General features: G+C 47.7%; 19 protein-coding genes. 9 read left to right on the top strand and 10 right to left on the bottom strand.

Going from position 1 to position 16428, the window contains the following annotated elements; translation table 11 throughout:
- Positions 1-10: 10 nt before the first annotated feature.
- The 9 genes from HPY27_RS26920 to HPY27_RS26960 form a co-directional block, all read right to left on the bottom strand.
- Positions 11-934: an MBL fold metallo-hydrolase gene (locus tag HPY27_RS26920; RefSeq protein WP_174226398.1), complete on the bottom strand. Its 924-nt coding sequence runs from the start codon at positions 932-934 to the stop codon at positions 11-13.
- 28 nt (positions 935-962) lie between these two features.
- Positions 963-1775, bottom strand: coding sequence for a hypothetical protein (locus tag HPY27_RS26925; protein ID WP_174226399.1), 813 nt, complete (start codon positions 1773-1775; stop codon positions 963-965).
- 35 nt (positions 1776-1810) lie between these two features.
- Positions 1811-2176: an alpha-helical endospore appendage domain-containing protein gene (locus tag HPY27_RS26930; RefSeq protein WP_017246716.1), complete on the bottom strand. Its 366-nt coding sequence runs from the start codon at positions 2174-2176 to the stop codon at positions 1811-1813.
- Positions 2177-2233: 57 nt separating this feature from the next.
- Complete coding sequence (locus HPY27_RS26935) at positions 2234-2575, bottom strand: alpha-helical endospore appendage domain-containing protein (protein ID WP_174226400.1); 342 nt, start codon at positions 2573-2575, stop codon at positions 2234-2236.
- A 222-nt stretch (positions 2576-2797) separates the two neighbouring features.
- Positions 2798-3130, bottom strand: a complete 333-nt coding sequence (locus HPY27_RS26940; RefSeq protein WP_017246714.1) for an alpha-helical endospore appendage domain-containing protein — start codon at positions 3128-3130, stop codon at positions 2798-2800.
- A gap of 243 nt (positions 3131-3373) precedes the next feature.
- Positions 3374-3691 carry an alpha-helical endospore appendage domain-containing protein gene (locus HPY27_RS26945; RefSeq protein WP_017246713.1) on the bottom strand — a complete coding sequence of 106 codons (318 nt, stop codon included), beginning with the start codon at positions 3689-3691 and terminating at the stop codon, positions 3374-3376.
- A gap of 5 nt (positions 3692-3696) precedes the next feature.
- Positions 3697-4407 (bottom strand): hypothetical protein, encoded by a 711-nt coding sequence (locus tag HPY27_RS26950; RefSeq protein WP_174226401.1) that lies wholly within the window; start codon positions 4405-4407, stop codon positions 3697-3699.
- 2 nt (positions 4408-4409) lie between these two features.
- Complete coding sequence (locus HPY27_RS26955) at positions 4410-5111, bottom strand: glycosyltransferase family 2 protein (protein WP_173623462.1); 702 nt, start codon at positions 5109-5111, stop codon at positions 4410-4412.
- Complete coding sequence (locus tag HPY27_RS26960; protein WP_017246710.1) at positions 5068-5970, bottom strand: class I SAM-dependent methyltransferase; 903 nt, start codon at positions 5968-5970, stop codon at positions 5068-5070. Before HPY27_RS26960 ends, HPY27_RS26955 begins: the two co-directional genes overlap by 44 nt.
- A 173-nt stretch (positions 5971-6143) precedes the next feature.
- Between HPY27_RS26960 and HPY27_RS26965 the strand changes: the two genes are divergently transcribed.
- From HPY27_RS26965 to HPY27_RS26980, 4 genes are all read left to right on the top strand, one after another.
- The gene (locus tag HPY27_RS26965) at positions 6144-7292 is read left to right on the top strand and encodes a glycosyltransferase (RefSeq protein ID WP_174226402.1); all 1149 of its coding nucleotides are present in this window, start codon (positions 6144-6146) and stop codon (positions 7290-7292) included.
- A gap of 214 nt (positions 7293-7506) precedes the next feature.
- The gene (locus HPY27_RS26970; RefSeq protein ID WP_174226403.1) at positions 7507-8475 is read left to right on the top strand and encodes an ABC transporter substrate-binding protein; all 969 of its coding nucleotides are present in this window, start codon (positions 7507-7509) and stop codon (positions 8473-8475) included.
- A gap of 91 nt (positions 8476-8566) precedes the next feature.
- Positions 8567-9577, top strand: a complete 1011-nt coding sequence (locus HPY27_RS26975) for a FecCD family ABC transporter permease (protein ID WP_017246707.1) — start codon at positions 8567-8569, stop codon at positions 9575-9577.
- Positions 9574-10557 carry a FecCD family ABC transporter permease gene (locus tag HPY27_RS26980; RefSeq protein ID WP_017246706.1) on the top strand — a complete coding sequence of 328 codons (984 nt, stop codon included), beginning with the start codon at positions 9574-9576 and terminating at the stop codon, positions 10555-10557. The genes HPY27_RS26975 and HPY27_RS26980 overlap by 4 nt, the downstream gene beginning before the upstream one ends.
- A gap of 50 nt (positions 10558-10607) precedes the next feature.
- On the opposite strand, the gene HPY27_RS26985 is transcribed toward HPY27_RS26980, so the two are convergent.
- Positions 10608-11153 (bottom strand): GbsR/MarR family transcriptional regulator, encoded by a 546-nt coding sequence (locus tag HPY27_RS26985; protein WP_017246705.1) that lies wholly within the window; start codon positions 11151-11153, stop codon positions 10608-10610.
- Positions 11154-11396: 243 nt separating this feature from the next.
- On the opposite strand from HPY27_RS26985, the gene HPY27_RS26990 reads away from it, so the two are divergent.
- Genes HPY27_RS26990 through HPY27_RS27010 form a run of 5 tightly spaced genes read left to right on the top strand, consistent with a single transcriptional unit; the run spans position 11397 to position 16412 of the window.
- Positions 11397-12488, top strand: a complete 1092-nt coding sequence (locus tag HPY27_RS26990) for a putative 2-aminoethylphosphonate ABC transporter substrate-binding protein (RefSeq protein ID WP_173623460.1) — start codon at positions 11397-11399, stop codon at positions 12486-12488.
- Between the two features lie 20 nt (positions 12489-12508).
- Positions 12509-13540: an ABC transporter ATP-binding protein gene (locus HPY27_RS26995; RefSeq protein WP_173623459.1), complete on the top strand. Its 1032-nt coding sequence runs from the start codon at positions 12509-12511 to the stop codon at positions 13538-13540.
- Positions 13541-13554: 14 nt separating this feature from the next.
- On the top strand, positions 13555-15255 hold the full coding sequence (locus HPY27_RS27000; RefSeq protein WP_069849990.1) for a putative 2-aminoethylphosphonate ABC transporter permease subunit: 1701 nt from the start codon (positions 13555-13557) through the stop codon (positions 15253-15255).
- A gap of 40 nt (positions 15256-15295) precedes the next feature.
- Entirely contained in the window at positions 15296-16078 is a 783-nt protein-coding gene (locus HPY27_RS27005; RefSeq protein ID WP_174226404.1) for an HAD family hydrolase, read from the top strand.
- Positions 16071-16412: a DMT family transporter gene (locus HPY27_RS27010; protein WP_017246700.1), complete on the top strand. Its 342-nt coding sequence runs from the start codon at positions 16071-16073 to the stop codon at positions 16410-16412. Before HPY27_RS27005 ends, HPY27_RS27010 begins: the two co-directional genes overlap by 8 nt.
- Positions 16413-16428: the final 16 nt, after the last annotated feature.

The following is a 16428-nucleotide window of genomic DNA, read 5'->3' on the forward strand; positions in this document are numbered from 1 at the left end:
TAGCCATTGTTCAAACGGTTTCCGCAGATTTACTGAATAGCAGTAAGCCATTGTCCACTTTTGCGACAATTCGGTTCTCTTGCTGTAGCTCTTTTACATAAGAGCGGATAATCGAAGTAGTCAAACCGTAGCGGTGCAAGTCATCTTCAAACTCATATTTTTTCATGACTTTTTGAACTACTTGTTCGAGAGTGCTTGGCTGCTCATGAATCCATGCTTCAAGAAAAGCAGAGGTGTCTTTCATAAGGCTGAGATGCTTGTTAATTAAACCCGTTACTGTCTTAAAGGGTCCACCATGGTACAGCACATAAGCGTTCAATTTCATCATCGAGAGCTTCTTGAAGCTTCTTTTGGCAGCCTTCAGATCGTTAAAAAAAAGGAGATCCTGCTTGTTCAACGTTTTGGGGCCAAACAAGGCATCGCCGCAGTAAAGAACATGATCAGGGGTAATAATGCCGACCATTCCCGGCGAATGTCCAGGTAAGGAGACGATTTTGAATGGAATGGTATCGACGTGAAAGATACCATCGGTGGATGGCAGGTAATCCGTTACGAGCGCACGTTCATTCCTTTTGTTTTGATCAGGCTTCGCATCAGACCCTCCACCTGCGTCGAAAACCAAAGGCTCGAGATGTGGATTTTCGATGATATAGGATGCTAAATGTGTCGCATAGATGCGAAGGTTGGGGAACCTTTTTTTCAAATAGAGATTGCCACCGTGGTTAACAGCGTGACCATGTGTATGAACAACGGCAAGGATTTGATACCCTCGATCGCTGATTCTACTGCATACTTTCTCGATGACAGCGGCATTTGGGCCGCTATCAATGCAAACAGCGGTTTTGCTGGACCTATCCAAATAGACCCCGATTCCGTATTTACCGGAGACCACATAACTGTTGCCGGCCACTTCGATCAATTCCAAACGATCCATATACCTTACTCCTTCATTAGATTCAGGTTCATATGTGGATGATCTTGGTGACATTGCCGATACGTACCTTTACGGAGTTCGGTACATAGGGAGGCCGTGCAGGTGCAGACACTCGCTTCGCGAGCATTTTTTTCTTGCCACGCACTTTTTCCACGTTCGCTACAGGCTTGGAACGCACGGATTTGTTTCTATTTTTATCGGGAGTAGGGATGGACGCAGTTTGTGCTAATAATGGGGGTTTTGGACGTAGTGATTTCCGGTTGTTGGCTGTATCGATGCGTGCGTCATTTGCGAGCAATGGAGGGGTTGGGGGAGGCATAGGTGGAACGTCAGTGGCTTTCGTTTGCTCACCCAGATCCAACTGTATCGGTTCGTCATCTGGAAAAACTCCTTCCAGCTCTAATTGCATCGGCTCTTCGTAGGGGGAATCCTCTTCCGGCTCCATAGACTTTGCTTGATGATGGGGATGGTCTTCTATCAAGTAAAAAGCTTGTAATTGCCGCAAATGATCTTCAATGAATGTCGCGATTTGTTTATGTGGAAAGCTCCACGACTTTACCAACTCCGATAACTGGGCAATCGCAGCAAGGACATGTGTGTATGTTTCGCTTGTGGGATGGAGAGGGTTACGCGATTCAAAAAGGAAGCTGTGAGTAATCTGCTTATTATGTGTGTGGGTATGCAGTCTGACGAGCAGATTGATCATCGTTGATAGTTGGTAGCCAAACAGCATAAGCTCGTAATCTTTGGCATGATGAAAGCGGGATTCCAATCCTTTGACCAACTGGACGATGGAATAGGTCAGTTTTAGAACGGTGTCATCGATACCTCTGTTCTTCATGGCAATTGACCTCGAATTCCTGAAATGAACAATCCTTAATAGTCGATGGTGATGTCATCCAATTCATCCCCGAAATCGGATTCTTCCATCTCAAAATTTGATTTAAGCGCCACAGGGTACATGTGAATGGCTGCATCCAGCTTTTTTAACAAAAGCCACTCAGCCATCAGCACCGAATCCAGAATCGAAATGACTGTACGATTAAAGGTGATGATCTCATCATTGGACGGGTTGTTGGGGAAGTCCAGATTTTTGCCAACGAAAGCAAGGGCTTTGTCAGCTTCAGCATTTAGCAATCTGGACAAGGCTTCTTCCTCTAGAGCAATCGATTGCAGCAAATGACTCAAAGCTTCTTCGCGCGTCGGCAAATCATTTGATTGAACTTTATCTTGTAAGGTCATCATCATCCCTCTTCAATAAAATTATGATCCCATGAGAAGCAGTGTGAGTAGTGAGGGTTATTCTTTGAAGCAAGTCAGGTCGGGCAAGTCAGGTAAGTCATCGTGGTTATGATCATGCATCTGCTCCAGCTTAATAATGTCCTCCAGCTTGAATTGCAAGAGCATCTCTGTCTTGATGACATTGCGCAGCATTCGTTCCACGCTATTGTTTAGGGCAAGTGCATCATTGAGCGAGAGGGATTGCTCCTTCACGATTTTTTGGATCTTTTGCCCCTCTGCATTAATAATGTGAGAAAGTCCGATTTCCTCCAGCGCAATGGAGGTGAGAAGCAGATTTAATACTTCGTTGCGTTTCAATATGATTTCCGGTGTTATATTGGGGACCGTGGGCATTGACATCGTGATCTACATCCTTTGTTTGTATGATTTTGTATACAAAATAAGACTTGCCCGAAATAGAAGGAGATCTGCTTCCCTTTATTTGCACAGAACTCCTTCGGGCAAGTTTCTTACAACGTACTTAAAAACGATAGGATCGTCATAGGATCGCGTAATTGATAGTGAATAAATGGAAACTTCCTCGCAGTACATGTTATGTAACCGCGATCTTAATATGACAACTTAATCGTATTCATTCGATAAGGAAGTAGAGGCGCCCGGGATAATGCTAACCACATTTTCCAGCTTGAATTGCAAGAGCATTTCTTTTTTGATGACATCTTGTAGCGTTTTGCGAACACTGTTGTTAACGGCGAGAATGTCAGAGATGGTGGGGACGACCTCAGGCGTAACCCCCAATGTACCTACCACAAACTGGAGTTTTTCTGCCTCTGCATTCATAATATGCACCAAAGACAATTCTTCCAGAGCAATGGATGCCAGCAGTAAAGATACGGATTGCTCAATCGTAACGGAAATCGTTGGGGTAATGTTAGGGATGGTAGATTGAGACATGAGATCACCTCTTTGAAGTAATGGGTAACTATTTTACTCATTTAAGCCTATCGCTTACTTCTAAACGCGTGATCGATAGCAAATTCCCCCTTCGTTTTCACTACGGTAAGTGTATGCATAGGTGTGTGTCCCACTGAACTGTTAATTTGTACACCATGCGCAAGGAAGCAAGGAAAAGGAAAAGCCCGGATCGATTGACCCGGACCAGTGGTATTGTGGTAGTTTCCATACGAATGAGGCCTATTAACTCGAAGGAATCTGGGGAAGAAGATTATCCACGATATTTTCTAATTTGAATTGGAGAAGTATTTCTTTTTTGATGACATCTTGTATCGTTTGACGAACGCTTGAATGGACGAGCAGGATGTCGGAGAGTGTAGCGGGTGGTTCAAGCCCTGGAACAAGGGTGCCTAAAACAAATTGGAGCTTTTCAGCCTCTGCGTTCAGAATGTGAGCCAAAGCCAGTTCTTCTAACGCGATGGATGCAAGCAAGAGCGAAGTGGTTTGGCCAAGAGTAATCGAGATAACAGGCGTAATATTAGGGATCGATGCTTGGGACATGATCATCACCTCATAGATTTATGCGTATGTAAGCCCCGGAGCCTTACCAATACCCAGCGACGATTTCCGGCTATCTCTCGAAAAAGTTCTTCGTAGTGATAGATTTTTCCGAGGTAAGCCAGAAAGGGATAGTGATCAAAATCATCTACGAGAATAAGCGCATCTGGTTTGAGTGTGTCAATAAATAGTGGATAGGCAAGAGAGCGGCCGTTGCCATGCGGACCGTCCACAACCATGACATCTACTGAATGACGGGAAAGCGATAGTTGGTCCAAATCGGCGTAAAATGCTTTTTGAATAGAAAAATGATCAAATTGATTCTCGGGAACATGCTGTCCGATGGCAGGCCACAAGCTCCTGCTCTCTGCTGGATTGTCGAAGACCTTGTTCCATTCCTCTTCGGATAGTTGCTTCAAAGAGCTGGTCACCAAAGCGACATGCGGTACATCACCTAGACTCTCCTTGATTTCCTTTGCACGAATTGGATGATGCTCCACAATAGTTGCTTGAACCGGGAGCAGCTCAAGATCGCCAAGTGATTTCCAAAACAGAGCGGAGTCACCTCCACCCAACTGAAGCACCAGGCACTCCTCCTTTTCTTTGTTGATATGACGGCATGCATGTACGAGGGCCTGTTTGCTCAGCGTGAGTGAGTTGTATCGCCAGTGATTACAATTGGACTGCTGCAAAGCCTTTTCGATATCGCGAATGATCATCTTCATTCCACCCATTCCAACAGATTGGGATGTTGATCCAAGATGGATTCATACTGTTCCTTCCAGCCATATCGGGCGTCGGGGTCGAGGAGCTGATAGCGGTTGTATTTGCTTTGTCTATCTTCGAGTCGTGCCCAGCCAAAATGTTTCACGCGTGATGGATGGCACAGGTAAGGGAACTGGTTGATCGAGAGAGGGAATCTGCCGCAATGCTGAGGGGTTTCTCTCCATATATATGGGAAGTCAGGGCGATATTTGATCATAAAAGGACGGTAGTAATGATGGGCTTTCCAATACACATCTTCGCGATAATGCGTCTCGCTCCACATATCGTACAAACGAAAGTAGATCGCCTCGTATGTCTGCTGTTCCAAAATATCGGAAACGTTTGAGGGGAAGGCGCTATCCATGATTTCATCGGCGTCCAGATTCAAAATCCATTCCGGCTCAGTCTGGATTGTTTCTTGCCATTGTTGTTTGCGCAAGGCGACCTCGTTGGAAAACTGAGAGGTAGCGTTTTGAACCAGTTGAAGAGGAATGCCCTTGAGAACCTCTCTACAGAGATCCACGGTATGATCGATACTGCCATCGTCGATGATGACGGCTGCGTCAATAAAGTCTTTATGTGCTTCCAACGCTTGTCTCAAATAGCGATTGCCTTCATTTTTCACAATCATGGAAAGAGTCAGCTTGGCTCTGGTCATCTATGTGCTGCACCTCCTGCGCTTGTCGTGTTGCTATGCAGAAGATTTCATGGCCTTGGAAGGTCGACTGGAGGTTCACGGCTAGCTTCATGATGTCATGGATCGGTAAAGGTGTTTGCGTGGTCTTGCGCAGATGGTTTTCCAAGCGGTTCGTTTCTTCTCGAGAAAAGATAGAGAGGACCTCCCAGCCACCTTGATGAAGCAGTGAGATCAGATTGTCACGGGAGTAATGAAAGAGGTGGTCATTCTCGGTATACAACGGGGAATACACCCCAAACAGTTTATTGGTGAACGAGTTTTTGTTCGGCACGCTAAAAATGATTTTTCCTCCTGGTTTAAGAAACCCCTTCAATTCTTCAAGGTATTGCTTCGGATGCGAAATATGCTCAAAGACGTGACAAAAAACGATGGCATCAAAAGTACCAATGTGTTCGGGGGCGAGAACGGAGGAGTTCCATAACGAATGAACCAGTTGTAGCCCATACCGGTCTTGGGCGTATGCGCATGATTGGTGCGACGGCTCTACCCCAACAACCTCCCACCCAGCCTCACGAGCAAGGAATAACAACTCTCCTGTTCCTGGACCAATTTCGAGCAACTTCCCTTTTTCCGAAAACCACATATCGAGCAGCAATGTATGGAAGATCGCATGCTCCGTAAATGTATTTTTGGCATATTGATCCCGCATGGAAACCCAACTTGCATCATAAATGTCTGCAACCAGCTGTGGCACGTTGACTTGATCGAGGTGAGGTTGAAAAACGAGATCACAATCTGTGCACGTTAGGAGCGAAAAGGTAGCGTACTGGTAGAAAAGCGCAACCTGAGCGCTGTTGCACAAGGGACATGAGTCATGCATGGATACGATCCCTGCTTTCTTTGTGATATCTGCCTACCACTACCTATGCGCTGCTTCAGCAAAAGGTTCGAAAACCAAGGAAATGGCGCCGTTCTGAAAGGAGCAGTCCGTTCATAGAGTAAAGGGGGGATAGACTACGATCTCAGTGATGTGTGTAAAAGGAGATGAGCAGCATGTCTGAGGCGCCCAAAATTTCCTTATGTATGATTGTAAAAAACGAAGAAGAGTGCCTTCACAAGTGCTTGGAAAGCGTGAAAGACCTTGTGGATGAAATGATTATCATAGACACGGGAAGTACCGACAAAACGGTAGAGATAGGCAAGTCATTCGGAGCGGTCGTACACTCTTATGAGTGGCAGGATAACTTCGCAGAAGCGCGAAACTTTGGACTGGAAAAAGCAACGGGCGACTGGATTTTGTGGATGGATGCCGATGAGGAAATGAATCAGGAAGACAGCAAGAAATTGAAAGAGCTGCTTCGCGGTCAAGAGGATTCTCTTTTTTATATCCATCTAATAAATTACATTGGAGATGAAATAAATGAAGACGATGCTTTTCATATCGCTCACTCACGTTTGTTTCGCAATGGCATCGGTTTTCGCTTCCATTTTCCCATTCATGAAACGCTCAACGTAGAAGAGGTTCTTCCCAATCTGACCGAAGATCTCCATATTCAAATCTTGCCTGTACGGATATACCATTACGGCTACATGAATGAATTTACTGGCAGAAAGAACAAATTCGAGCGTAATATTGGGCTACTCATGAAGGAATTGGAAAAAGAGGGCCACTCTCCGTGGATTGAGTATCATCTTGCCAGTGAATTCTCACGTATCCAGGAGCATGAGAAAACGTTCAAGTTCGTGAATCTGTCTATTATCGGGTTTCTCGAAAACCATATGATGCCTCCTTCGCTTCTTTATAAGCTCAAATACTCTACGTTGATCTCAATCGGCAGTTCTGAGGGAGCGTGGCCAGGAATTGAAAAGGCAATCGAGATGTATCCTGACTACGTTGATTTGCATTTGTACAAAGGGATCATTCAGTATTTGAAAAAGGACTATAAACGAGCCTTGATGACGTTCGATCACTGCTTGGAGCTAGGTGAGAGCAACATTCGTCATCTGACCTTGAAGGGATCGGGAAGTTTTCACGCCTGGTATTACAAAGGGCTATGCTACGAAGGATTGGGTCAAGTGGAGGAGGCTGTGGCAGCTTATCAGACGTCGTTGGCGATGGCGGGGAATTATGCGCCTGCCAAGGAAGCATTAGAGAAGCTGAGCCTGACGTCTGAAGTAAGTCATTCGCCATACAACAAATAGCATCGTAGCGAAAAGCCGTTTACGTCGATGGTTCAGACGTAACGGCTTTTTTTCGTAATGGCAGAGCATGAATAAAATGACGTTAATCATCTTTATTACGGTAAAAGGTTTAATAAGCACAATGTTTCATTTGCGACAGCAGATTGTTACAATAAAAAACGCATTTCAACGGTAATAATAATCATTATCAATCACATCAAGTGAGGGACAAAAGATGAAGCGAACAAACGGAATGAAACGTCTCGGTCATATGCTTTGGACGCTTGCACTGGCAGGTACGGTATTACTGACCGGGTGCGGCAGCGCAGAGCAAAAACAGCCAGCAGCAGGTACAGATAGTGCGCAAACCGCACAAAAGCGCATCGTGAAACATGAGTTGGGCGAAACAGAAATTACCGGGGACCCGAAAAGAGTCGTCGCGTTGGAGTACTCCTTTGTAGACGGACTATGGGAGCTGGGAGTGACGCCTGTAGGAATCGCGCAAGAGAAGGATAAGGACGTAGAAGGACTGATCGGCAAAAAAATCGAGTATACTCCTGTGGGGATTCGCCAGCAGCCGAGTCTGGAAGTCATTAGCTCGTTGCAGCCAGATCTGATTATCGGTGATTTGAATCGCCACAAGGACATTTACAAGGATTTGCAAAAAATCGCACCGACGATCATTTTGAAAAGCCGCAACTCGACGTATCAGGAAAACTTGAGCTCGTTTGCCACGATTGGGGAAGCGCTGAACAAGCAAAAAGAAGCAGAACAACGCCTGATCAAGCACAAGGAGATCATCGCAGAGTTTAAGAAGAAGATACCTGCTGGGGATTCCCGCAATGTCATGCTGGGTGTATTCCGCGCGGATTCGCTGTCTGCACATGGTTCGAAATCGTTTGATGGTGAATTGCTCGAAATGATTGGAATCAAAAATGCGATTCAGGATGCGCCAGAACCAACGGTAAAAATCAGTCTGGAGCAAATGGTACAGTGGGACCCAGATGTGATTTTCCTGGCGGAAGCAGACGACGCGTTGTTGAACGAGTGGAAGCAAAATCCGCTCTGGAACAATATCACCGCAGTCAAAAATCAGGAAGTACACAAAGTAAATCGTGACCTCTGGACGCGCTATCGCGGACTGAAATCTGCGGAACGCATTGTCGAAGAGGCAGTGAACCTTTTGTACAGTAAGGATAAATAAGAACACATACGATGCAAAATCTGGAAAGACCGATCGCTGATCTGGTCTTTTCGGTGTTCTTGCACGTGGTAATTGATCGAGGTGGCTTGTATTGCAGAAAACAACGACACGACAACGAAAAGGTACCTTTGTCCTCATTGCGATCGGCTTGGCAATCCTCTTGCTCATTGGTTTGTTGCTGAGCTTGTTTACCGGAGTAGCTTCGCTGCAAATTCGATCGTTAGTGACGCATTGGCTATCGGGTGAATACTCCAAGGAGCTCTTGATATTCCAAACCATCCGGGTTCCGAGAGCCATACTGGGAGCCATCATCGGGGCGAATTTGGCTGTGGCAGGAGCGGTGATGCAGGCCGTTACCCGCAATCCGCTCGCATCTCCGCAAGTATTTGGCGTGAATGCGGGGGCTTGTTTGGTGGTCGTACTCGCGATTGTGTTTTTACCGGATATCGGGAAAGCCAATCTCATCTATTTTGCATTTGCTGGAGCGATTGTCGGGGGACTTGTTGTCTTTGGATTCGCAGCTTCCCGTGGGATGACCAATCTCAAGATCGCTTTGGTAGGAATGGCCATCCACCTGCTGCTCACCTCCATTACGAAGGGAATTATCATCTTTAACGAACACATATCGAATGTATTGTACTGGTTGTCTGGCTCCATTAGCGGAGCGGCTTGGACGGATGTGCAATTGATTTTGCCGTGGTCGATGGCGGGACTCCTGCTGGCGATCTGGCTGTCCGGCTCTTTGTCTGTGTTTCGACTGGGGGAGGAAGTCGCGATGGGGTTGGGACAAAAAATCGCCCGCGTCCGACTGCTATCTTATGTTGTGGTCGTTATTTTGGCAGGCGCCTCTGTTGCTGTCGCCGGAGCTGTCGGATTCGTCGGACTGATGGTTCCACATATCGCAAGGAGGCTCGTGGGTACGGACTATCGGGTCGTTATCCCTGTGTCTGCGCTTGGTGGTGCTGTCCTGGTGACAATCTCCGATGTACTGGCTCGCTTGATTTCCTATCCGTTTGAGTCTCCTGTAGGAATTGTAACGGCTCTCCTGGGAACCCCGTTCTTTCTTTACTTGGCGAGAAAAAAGGGGAGGGAAATGGTATGACGTCGCGAAAAAACACCCTACTCCTGATTGGCCTCGTTGCTTTAGTCTTAGTGGCAGCATTGCTTAGCATGGGGATCGGCCCTATCTTTATCGGCCCTGATCAAATCATTCGGGTGATCATGGGCGAATCTTCGTCGCTTACGTTTATGATTGAAAACTATCGATTGCCGCGGGCGTTGCTCGCGATTCTTGCTGGAGCGGGCTTCGCGATCGCTGGTGTGATTTTGCAAGGAATGATCCGTAACCCTCTGGCATCACCGGATGTCATAGGTGTAACCAAAGGCGCGGGCTTGTTCGCGGTAGTTGTCATCATTCTGTTTCCGACCGCTTCACCACTTCTTCTCCCGATTGTCGCGTTTTTGGGAGCACTGGCGGTAGCGATTGCCCTCATTTATTTCACTCGGAAAAGCGGTGCACAGCCAACTACATTTGCCTTGGTCGGCATGGGAGTAGGGGCGATCTGCCAAGCGTTGACGGAATTCATCATGGTGAAGTATCCGATGCAAGCCAATGATTCACTTGTCTGGCTGGCAGGGAGCTTGTGGGGGAAAGGCTGGGATGAAATTTACGCTTTGCTGCCGTGGCTGCTCGTATTCATTCCCATTAGCCTTGCCCTGCACCGAAAGCTGGACATTATCAGTCTAGATGAAGGTAGCTCTACCGGGCTGGGACTGAATGTCGTGCGAACACGCTATATGCTTTTGCTGCTCGCGGTTGCATTGGCAGGCGCATGTGTAGCGGCGATTGGCTCGATCGGCTTTGTGGGATTGATTGCGCCACATATGGCGAGAAAGCTATTCGGTCATCAGCATCGTTATCTGTTGCCAGGTGCCGCGGTTTTGGGAGCGTTGATTCTCGTCATTGCAGATGCATTGGGGAGAGGGCTGAATCCTCCGATCGAGATTCCCGCAGGTATTGTGACGGCGGTCATCGGTGTTCCGTACTTCTTGTATTTGGTGCGTCAAGAGAAGAAAAAGTAAAAAGTAAAGCCATCTTTTCCTCTAGCTTTGGAGAGAAAGATGGCTTTTTTCTATTCGGGCTCTTCTTCGAAAAAATCACCTTGTTCCAAGGTATACACAAAATTTTGTAACCATTCGTAATACTTTTTTGCATGTCGGAGCTTGTGCAAATCTTGGAGGGCGAGCTTTCGTTCCTCATCAGAGGTACTTTCCTGAAGGATCAGCTCGGTTAATTCAGGCATTGCCTGGTCGATGGCACCGGTCATCACATCGACTTCACGCTGCAGCTTGTATGTGAAGAAGTTTTGAAACGCTGTGAAGAAGTTGGTCTCCGCCGCATACAGCTCTTTTCGTTCCTGCTTTTCCTCGAGTTTTTTGACCATGCGGGATTCCATTAAGGATCGCACTGCATAGCTCATGTTGCTTTTGCTCATGTTCATCTGTGTTTTCATCTCGTCGAGTGTCATCGGACGATTCTCGAAGAACATGACACCGTAAAGCTGACCCGAGGAATGAGTAGCGCCATACAAGTCCATTGTTTCCGCTATGGCTTCAATCATTTGTTTACGAATATGGAGGCGTTTTTCTTCTCGTACATTTTCCTCGTTCAAAGACATGCGAATATTCACTTCCCTCTCGTGCCACCGTCATCATTATTTCGTTCAATTCTTTTTGTATGATACTTCCATTATAGCAAAAATTCTTTCAACACGGTGATAAAGCTATTGTTATGAGCATTTACGTAATCTTAATGCTCAATTAACAGTGGTTTCATGGGCGAAACACAATGCGAATGTACAATAATTTTTGAACACAGATGGTTTTTATCCGATACTTTCTTTCAGAAAAGGAGAATCACAGTGAAAATCAAGTGGAATGTGATGGCAGCAACGTTGGTCGTTACGAGTTTGTTGGCAGGCTGCGGAGCACCGAAGACAGAGGGAACAGCATCAAGCAGTGGGCAAACCGGTTCAGAGACTGCTGTGTCTAACGCATCTGGAGAGATCAATGTGTACACGGCAATTGAAGATGAACAGATCAAGACGTATCTGACTTCTTTCAAAGAGCAGTATCCGGATATCAAAGTAAACATCGTTCGTGACTCCACTGGTATCATGACAGCCAAGCTGATTGCCGAGAAGGACAATCCGCAAGCCGACGTAATCTGGGGTCTGGCTGCCACCAGTCTTTTGGTGATGGACGATATGGAAATGTTGGAGTCATATGCTCCCAAGGGCGTAGATCGTGTACTGCCTGAATTCAAGGACAAGGCCAACCCGCCGAAATGGGTAGGCATGGATATTTGGGAGACAGCCATTATTGTTAACAAAGCAGAGATGGAAAAGCGCAATCTACCCATCCCACAGTCGTACGAAGATTTGGTCAAACCAGAATACAAGGGCTTAATCGCGATGCCTCACCCTGCTTCTTCTGGAACAGGCTACTTGACCGTCAACGCCCTGCATCAGTTGTACGGCAAAGACAAGGCTTGGGCATATATGGACAAGCTGCATGAAAACATGATGGTCTACACGCACTCTGGCTCCAAGCCGGCGAAGATGGCGTCCGCTGGTGAAGCGCCAATCGGTATCTCTTATGGATACAGCGGCATCCAGGAACAGAAAAAAGGAGCTCCAGTCGAAGTCGTGTTCCCGAAAGAAGGCTCGGGCTGGGATATGGAAGCGAGCGCGCTCGTAAAGAAAAAAGACATCAAGCCAGAAGCAAAATTGTTCCTCGACTGGGCGATCAGTGATGAGCCGATGAAGGAATACAACAAAAACTACGCGATTTTGAGCATCAAGCAAGAAGGAAGTCAAATTCCGGAAGGCTACAAACAAGATCCGGTATCGCAGCTGACCAAGCTGGACTTGTATCAAGCAGCAAGAGACCGCGAAGGCATTCTGAAAGAGTGGGAGCAGAAGTACGGCTCCAAGGCTGAACCGAAAAAGTAAAGAATAAAGGAGCATTTGTGATGGAGCAAGGCTATTTGTCATTACGCAATCTCGCCAAGCGATTTGGGAAGCACACAGCGCTTCAGGACATTCAACTGGACATTGCCAAGAATGAATTCATCTGTCTGCTCGGACCGAGCGGCTGCGGTAAAACAACGTTGTTGCGCATCCTCGCAGGACTGGAAAAAGCGGATCAAGGGAGCGTCGTCATTGCCGGGAAAGACATTACCTCGCTGCCAGCAGGGAAACGGAATTTTGGCATGATGTTTCAATCGTACGCTTTGTTTCCGAATTTGACGGTCAGTGAAAACATTGCTTACGGATTGCGTAATCGCTTCTCCAAGGCACAAATTGCTGATCGGGTAGAGGAAATGCTTCATCTGGTTGAGCTGGGAGAACACCGCAACAAAGTCCCGGCCCAATTATCAGGAGGGCAGCAGCAGCGGGTAGCACTGGCGAGGGCCTTGGCGTTTTCGCCGGACTGCTTGCTCTTGGACGAGCCATTATCTGCGCTGGACGCCAAGGTTCGCGCCAAACTCCGAAACGAAATTCGTCGGCTCCATCATCAATTCGGGATGACGACGATTATGGTAACGCACGATCAGGAGGAAGCGTTGACGATGGCGGACCGCATCGTGGTTATGAACCAGTCGCGCATCATTCAGGTCGGTACGCCAAAAGAAGTGTACGAGCGTCCCAAAACGCCATTTGTCGCTGATTTTATCGGAGCCATCAGCTTTATCCAGTCGGATAAGCACTCGGAACAGGCTATGCTCGCCATCCGTCCGGAGCATGTTCAGTTGCTGCGTGACGGGCATGAAAAAGGCAGACAAGGAATCGTGCGCGAGCTGGAATATCGCGGTACGCATTATCGGATTGTGGCAGAGTTAATCGGTCCACAAGGTACTTTGTTGCAACAGTTTGTCACGATTGATGTCCCGGCACATGCTATGGTGTCTCATCATGTTTGGCCGGATCAAAAAATTGCCTTCACTCTGCCGCCAGAGCATGTCATCCGTTTTGATGATACGGCAGACCTGGCTGTTGGCTAAGGAGCGCATACGATATGGACACCTGGTTAAAACGAATACGCCCTGATGCCAACCAATGGAGCCAAAACGCGATCATCGTCTGCATGACCATCGCGCTGTTGTTTGCCATCCTGCTGCCGCTTGGTGAGCTGGTGATCAAGGCAGTTACGGATCAGGACGGGAACTTTATTGGGCTTATGCACTTTGCCAATTACTTCTCGACGCCGGCTCTCGTGATGTCATTGTGGAACTCCATTAAGGTGTCGACAGTCACGACGATCATTGCCGTTACGCTGGGCTTCGGATTTGCTTACGCACTGGAGAGAAGCGCGATTCGTGGCAAATGGTTTTATCGGTCTGTTGCGCTCTTGCCGCTATTCGCCCCCTCTATGCTGCACGGCTTGGCGCTGACCTACCTGTTTGGCAATCAAGGGCTGATTTCTACCGGATTTTTTGGGCTGCTGCCGGAATTCCGTATGGAGCTCTACGGGCCTATCGGGATTGTGATGGCGGAAGTACTCTATACGTTTCCGCAGGCGTTTCTGATGCTGTCGGTGGCACTCGCAAGTGCAGATTACCGGATGTATGAAGCGGCAGAAACGCTCGGGGCGTCCAAGTGGCGCACATTTTGGACGGTCACGGTACCAGGTACGAGGTTTGCGCTGATCAGTGCCATTTTTGTCTGCTTCGTCTTGACCTTTACCGACTTCGGTGCTCCCAAAGTGGTCGGCGGGCAGTACAACGTGCTGGCGACAGATTTGTACAAGCAGGTTATTGGGCAACAAAACATGCAAATGGGTGCGGCCGTTGGGGTGTTGCTGTTGATACCAGCCGTCATTTCATTTGTGATCGATCGCATCTCCCAGCGTAAACAGAGCGGTTGGTTGAGTGCGAAGTCCACCCCTTACCGAATTGAACGCAACAAACTGCGGGATGGGTTGTTCTACGTGCTTTGCTCCGCCGTGTCCGCTGTGATTATTAGCATCATCCTGGTTGCTATTTACGGCTCCCTTGTAAAAGTGTGGCCGTACAATCTGTCCATTTCCTTTACACACTACGAAGACTTTTTGGATGGGGAAGGACCGTTTGTGACGAGCTTGCTTATCGCGTTTGCGACGGCATTGATTGGTACAGTCGCTACTTTTTTGTTCGCATATCTCATCGAGAAGTCACGCGGGCATCGTCTGCTGCGTCAGTCAGCGTATTTTCTGTCCATGCTGCCGCTTGCATTGCCAGGACTCGTGCTCGGTTTGATCTACGTATTCTTTTTCAACAATCCGAATCAACCGCTGCATGGCATTTACGGCACGATTTGGATCGTCATTTTGTGTAACATCGTTCACTTCTACTCGGTTTCTTTCCTGACGATGACGTCCGGTCTGAAGAAGCTGGATAGCGAGTTCGAGGCTGCATCGGAATCGATGAATGTGCCCTGGTATCGGACATTGCTGCGGGTGACAGTTCCGTTGTCATTGCCGACGATTTTGGAAGTGTTCCTCTACTATTTCATCAACAGCATGGTGACGGTCTCGGCCATTATTTTCTTGTATGCACCGGACCTGAAACCGGCTGCGGTTGCGATTGTGAATAAGGAGGACTCAGGTGATATCGCGCAAGCTGCTGCGATGTCTACGTTAATCATTGTGGCGAATCTGTTGGTACGTACCGCGATCATGTGGATGGCAGGCAAGATTCAGAAAAGAACGGATGCGCTTCTCGTCAGGACGAAAGAGTAAAGTCAAATCCGATTCAAAATGGAATGCAGGTGGGAAAAAGATGCCCGACTTACTTGTTAACAACAAGAGATATACGGTCAAAGCGATTTTGTTCGATAAGGATGGTACTTTGCTGGAGTTTGTGCGGCTCTGGGGGTACTGGAGCGAATCCGTCCATCGTCATTTTGCCAGCCAGCTTCCACAGCCGGCCCAGATCGCTCCTCTCGCAGAGCTGTGGGGGACTGTTCACGACGAAGACGGGCACGTATGCGACTACAGCATCAATGGTCCGTTAGCGATGGGCTCGACTGGTGATTTGCTTGCGATCCTGGCATGGCAAGGTTATCGTCAGGGACTATCGTGGGGAGAATCAATGAGACTCGCTAGAGAGTGCAAGGAGCGAGCTTATCAGGATATGGAGCAGACTCGTCCTGCCTATCCCATTCCGGGGCTGATCCCGTTCCTCGAACAATGTCGCGACCACGGAATGTTTATGGGGATTGTAACCGCAGACGAAACAGAGGAAGCGATCAAGCATATGGAATGGATGGGCATTCGCTCTTATTTTCCAGTCATTATCGGGAATGATCAGGTAGAGCGTGGCAAGCCTTATCCCGACATGGTGGTAAAAGCTTGTACCCAATTGGGCTTGAAGCCGAGAGAAGTCGCTGTCATCGGCGATACGAGCGGCGACATACGCATGGGGAAAAGTGCAGGGGTTTCCGTGACGATTGGCATTGTGAGCAAGGAAGACTCGTCTGACCGGATTCAAATCCTGGAGAAAGCAGAAGCAGTGATTTCCTCCTACGCACAGCTGAAGGTGGAGGCATCACGGCATGAATGAGGGGATCGGGTGGGGGTGGGTTCTCCTCGCATTCGCTATTCTGTTGGAGCTAGCAGGTACGACTTCGATGAAACTATCTGCGGGCTTTACCAAGCTGTGGCCATCCATTCTGATGTTTCTGTTGTACGGTGCCAGCTTTACTCTGCTTAATTTCGCACTCAGCTATATACAGGTCGGTGTCGCTTATGCGATCTGGTCTGGTGTCGGGATTGTTCTCATTACATTCGTCGGTATTTTCTTATTCAAAGAAATGATCAATCTACAGCAAATGCTCTGGATGTCACTCATTGTGATTGGTGTCATTGGTCTGAAAGTCAGCAGCAAGGTCGTGTAAAAATCATCAGTCGGAC

Origin of the sequence: Brevibacillus sp. HB1.1 (genome assembly GCF_013332445.1) — a bacterium.
Lineage (GTDB): Bacteria > Bacillota > Bacilli > Brevibacillales > Brevibacillaceae > Brevibacillus > Brevibacillus porteri.

What these genes read in the sequence shown, in the direction of transcription:
- HPY27_RS26920 (WP_174226398.1), bottom strand. Translation starts at nt 934, where the DNA reads ATGGATCGTTTGGAATTGATCGAAGTGGCCGGCAACAGTTATGTGGTC.
- HPY27_RS26925 (WP_174226399.1), bottom strand. Translation starts at nt 1,775, where the DNA reads ATGAAGAACAGAGGTATCGATGACACCGTTCTAAAACTGACCTATTCC.
- HPY27_RS26930 (WP_017246716.1), bottom strand. Translation starts at nt 2,176, where the DNA reads ATGACCTTACAAGATAAAGTTCAATCAAATGATTTGCCGACGCGCGAA.
- HPY27_RS26935 (WP_174226400.1), bottom strand. Translation starts at nt 2,575, where the DNA reads ATGTCAATGCCCACGGTCCCCAATATAACACCGGAAATCATATTGAAA.
- HPY27_RS26940 (WP_017246714.1), bottom strand. Translation starts at nt 3,130, where the DNA reads ATGTCTCAATCTACCATCCCTAACATTACCCCAACGATTTCCGTTACG.
- HPY27_RS26945 (WP_017246713.1), bottom strand. Translation starts at nt 3,691, where the DNA reads ATGTCCCAAGCATCGATCCCTAATATTACGCCTGTTATCTCGATTACT.
- HPY27_RS26950 (WP_174226401.1), bottom strand. Translation starts at nt 4,407, where the DNA reads ATGATCATTCGCGATATCGAAAAGGCTTTGCAGCAGTCCAATTGTAAT.
- HPY27_RS26955 (WP_173623462.1), bottom strand. Translation starts at nt 5,111, where the DNA reads ATGACCAGAGCCAAGCTGACTCTTTCCATGATTGTGAAAAATGAAGGC.
- HPY27_RS26960 (WP_017246710.1), bottom strand. Translation starts at nt 5,970, where the DNA reads ATGCATGACTCATGTCCCTTGTGCAACAGCGCTCAGGTTGCGCTTTTC.
- HPY27_RS26965 (WP_174226402.1), top strand. Translation starts at nt 6,144, where the DNA reads ATGTCTGAGGCGCCCAAAATTTCCTTATGTATGATTGTAAAAAACGAA.
- HPY27_RS26970 (WP_174226403.1), top strand. Translation starts at nt 7,507, where the DNA reads ATGAAGCGAACAAACGGAATGAAACGTCTCGGTCATATGCTTTGGACG.
- HPY27_RS26980 (WP_017246706.1), top strand. Translation starts at nt 9,574, where the DNA reads ATGACGTCGCGAAAAAACACCCTACTCCTGATTGGCCTCGTTGCTTTA.
- HPY27_RS26985 (WP_017246705.1), bottom strand. Translation starts at nt 11,153, where the DNA reads ATGTCTTTGAACGAGGAAAATGTACGAGAAGAAAAACGCCTCCATATT.
- HPY27_RS26995 (WP_173623459.1), top strand. Translation starts at nt 12,509, where the DNA reads ATGGAGCAAGGCTATTTGTCATTACGCAATCTCGCCAAGCGATTTGGG.
- HPY27_RS27000 (WP_069849990.1), top strand. Translation starts at nt 13,555, where the DNA reads ATGGACACCTGGTTAAAACGAATACGCCCTGATGCCAACCAATGGAGC.
- HPY27_RS27005 (WP_174226404.1), top strand. Translation starts at nt 15,296, where the DNA reads ATGCCCGACTTACTTGTTAACAACAAGAGATATACGGTCAAAGCGATT.
- HPY27_RS27010 (WP_017246700.1), top strand. Translation starts at nt 16,071, where the DNA reads ATGAATGAGGGGATCGGGTGGGGGTGGGTTCTCCTCGCATTCGCTATT.